2 protein-coding genes are annotated in these 3,771 nt (G+C 67.8%); both read left to right on the top strand.

The window, feature by feature from the left end:
• The coding region (locus AC1DKD_RS39925; protein WP_477144619.1) for an adenosylcobalamin-dependent ribonucleoside-diphosphate reductase at positions 1 to 2,460 on the top strand (2,460 nt) is incomplete at its 5' end.
• A gap of 83 nt (positions 2,461 to 2,543) precedes the next feature.
• Positions 2,544 to 3,771 (top strand): DNA polymerase III subunit gamma/tau (dnaX, locus tag AC1DKD_RS39920; protein WP_477144618.1); only part of this gene is annotated, 1,228 nt, incomplete at its 3' end.

Raw genomic sequence — 3,771 nt, 5'->3', positions numbered from 1 at the left:
CCCCAGGACATCTCCACCGAAGTCTTGCTGGAGAAGTACGCCAAGGGCGCGGAAGCCACCGCCGCCGACGTGCGCCTGCGCGTGGCGCGCGCGCTGGCCGAGGCCGAACCAGAGTCGCAGCGCGAGCACTGGGCCGAGCGTTTCCTGTGGGCGCAGGAGCAGGGCTTCGTGCCTGCCGGGCGCATCAACTCCGCGGCAGGCACTCGCATCGAGGCCACGCTGATCAACTGCTTCGTGCAGCCCGTAGGCGATTCGGTATCGGAGCCGGGCGGCGGCAAGCCCAGCATCTACACTGCGGTGGCGCAGGCGGCGGAGACCATGCGCCGCGGCGGCGGGGTGGGTTACGATTTCTCCGCGATACGCCCGGCCGGGGCGCTGGTGCGGGGCACGCACTCGCGCGCCTCGGGGCCGGTGTCCTTCATGAAGGTGTTCGACGCATCCTGCGCCACGGTGGAGTCGGCCGGATCGCGCCGCGGCGCGCAGATGGGCGTGCTGCGCTGCGACCACCCGGACATCGAGGCCTTTATCCACGCCAAGGACCGCGGCGACCTGACCAACTTCAATATCTCGATCGGCGTGAGCGACGAATTCATGCGGGCGGTCGAGGCTGGCGGCGAGGTCGAGCTGGTGCATGAGGCCGAGCCCGCTGCCCAGGCCATTGCCGGCGGCGCCTACCGGCGCGACGACGGCCAGTGGGTTTACCGCCGCGTGCCGGCGCGGCAGCTGTGGGACCAGGTGATGCAGGCCACCTACGATCACGCTGAGCCCGGCATCCTGTTCCTGTCCCATATCAACGACGACAACAATCTCTATTACTGCGAGCGCATCGAGGCGACCAATCCCTGTGCGGAGCAGCCACTGCCGTCTTATGGCTGCTGCGACCTGGGCTCGATCGACCTGACCCGCTTCGTGCGCCAGCCCTTCGGCGCGGACAGCCGCTTTGATTTCGAAGGATTCGCCGAAGTGGTGCGGCTGGCGGTACGCATGCTCGACAACGTGCTAGACGTTACCTATTGGCCGCTGCCGGAGCAGCAGGCCGAGGCCCATGCCAAGCGGCGCATCGGGCTGGGTTTCCTCGGGCTGGGCAGCGCGCTGGTGATGCTGGGCATCCGCTACGACAGCGAGCCGGGGCGAGAGCTGGCCGCGCATATTGCGCAGGCCATGCGCGATACCGCCTACCTGGCATCGGCCGGACTGGCGCGCGAGAAGGGCGCCTTCCCGCTGTTCAAGGCCAAGGAATACCTGGCCAGCGGTTTTGCGCAGCGCTTGCCGCAAGCCGTGCGCAAGGCGATCGGCCGCGATGGCATCCGCAATTCGCACCTGCTGTCGATCGCCCCGACCGGCACCATCACGCTGGCGTTTGCCGATAACGCATCGAACGGCATCGAGCCGGCCTTCTCCTGGACCTATAACCGCAAGAAGCGCATGGCGGACGACAGCTACAAGGTAGTCGAGGTAGCCGACCATGCCTGGCGCCTTTATCGTCACCTGGGTGGGGATATGGCGCAACTGCCGGACAGTTTCGTCACGGCGCTGCAGATGTCGGCGCTCGATCATATGAAGATGCTGGAGGCGGTGCAGCCCTTTATCGATACCAGCATCAGCAAGACCGTCAACGTGCCTGAGGACTATCCCTATGAGGCCTTCCGCAACCTCTACCTGGAAGCCTGGCGGGCCGGGCTGAAGGGACTTGCCACCTACCGCCCCAACAGCGTGCTGGGGGCGGTGCTGTCGGTGACGCCGCCGCCGGCCGTCCCCGCCGCGGTGGCAACAACCGACGACCCCCTGCGAAAGCCGTTCGAGAGCCGTCCGGTGGGCGATCTCGAAGGGGTGACCTCCAAGGTCGAGTACATGACCTATGAGGGCCACAAGACGGTCTACCTGACCGTGAACTTCATGCGCGTGGCGGGGCTGCTCGACGGCAAGCCGGTGGCGGTGGAGCGTCCGGTGGAATTTTTCATGCCGGCCGGGCAGCGCAACGACGGCCAGCAGTGGATCACCTCCACCATGCGGCTGCTGTCGATGGTGGCGCGTTCGGGCGGATCGATCGCCAAGGCGCTGGCGGACATGCGCAATGTGGTGTGGGACAAGGGCACGGTGCGTTACGGCGTGCTCAACCGCCAGGACGGCACCGAGGTGCCGCGYTTCCATGATTCCGAGGTAGCGGCGATCGGCTATGCCCTGCAACGCATCCTGATCAAGCGGGGCTTTCTCGACGCCGACGGTGCCCAGGTGCCGGTGGCGGCGCTTGCCGCCCGCCTGGCCGGGATGGAAGGGCCGGACAGTGGCAGTGCCGGCGGCAGGGTCCCGGCCGGGGCGGTCAGTGCTGGCGGCGCGCCGGCAACAGGGTTGGGGCTGGGTTCGGGCAAGCCTTGTCCGGAATGCGGCGCCCATGCCTTGCACAAGGTCGATGGCTGCGCCAAGTGCGCCAACTGCGGCTATGTCGGCGAATGCGGCTAGCGGCGCGGGGGCCGGCGGTTTGGATCGCGCCGGTCCCGTGAATCCTGCCTGAAGGACGGCCGCCTTTTGCTACAATCGCCGCCATGAGTTATCAAGTGCTAGCGCGCAAATGGCGCCCCCGGGATTTCACCACGCTGGTCGGCCAGGAGCACGTGGTCCGCGCGCTCACGCACGCGCTGGAGCAACAGCGGCTGCACCATGCCTACCTGTTCACCGGCACGCGGGGCGTCGGCAAGACCACGCTGTCCCGGATCCTGGCCAAGGCGCTGAACTGCGTCGGGCCGGATGGTAACGGCGATATCACCGCGCAGCCTTGCGGGGTGTGCAAGGCCTGCACCGAGATCGACAGCGGSCGYTTCGTCGACTACATCGAGATGGACGCSGCSTCCAACCGCGGCGTCGACGAGATGGCCTCCCTGCTCGACAAGGCGGTGTACGCCCCGACGGCGGGGCGCTTCAAGGTCTACATGATCGACGAAGTGCACATGCTGACCAACCACGCCTTCAACGCCATGCTGAAGACGCTGGAAGAGCCGCCCGCGCACGTCAAATTCATCCTGGCCACCACCGACCCGCAGAAGATCCCGGTGACGGTGCTGTCGCGCTGCCTGCAGTTCAACCTCAAGCAGATGCCGCCCGGCCATATCGTCAGCCACCTCGACCACGTGCTGGGCGAGGAGGGCATCGTGCGCGAAGCCAATGCGCTGCGCCTGCTGGCCCAGGCCGCCCATGGCTCGATGCGCGACGCGCTGTCGCTGACCGACCAGGCCATCGCCTACAGTGCCGGCCAGGTGTCCGAGGCCGCCGTGCGCGGCATGCTGGGCGCCATCGACCAGAGCTACCTGGTGCAATTGCTGGATGCGCTGGCAGCCGAGGATGGCGCCGCCATGCTGGGCGTGGCCGACGGCATGGCCGATCGCAGCCTGTCGTTTGCCGGGGCCTTGCAGGATCTCGCTTCGCTGCTGCACAAGATCGCGCTGGCCCAGGCGGTGCCCGCCTCGGTTCAGGAAGAATGGCCGGAAGCGGCGGAAGTGCGCCGCTTTGCCGCTGCGTTCGATGCGCAGGAAGTGCAGTTGTTCTATCAGATCGCCAATCTTGGCCGTAGCGAACTGGCGCTGGCGCCGGACGAGTACGCTGGTTTCACCATGACGCTGCTGCGCATGCTGGCCTTTCGCCCGTCGGCGAGTCCCGCGCCCGTGGCGGGTGGACAGGGTGGCGGCCAGTTGGCGCCGCGCGCGCGCGGCGCTGCCGCGCCGGCGGGCCGGGTTGCCGCGGATGCCGCTGCCGCTGTCGTTCCGGCCGCTCCCGCCC

This window comes from Cupriavidus sp. 05T313 (assembly GCF_056396665.1).
The sequence above is the reverse complement of the archived record's forward strand: the minus strand, read 5'-3'. Positions and strand labels throughout refer to the sequence as shown.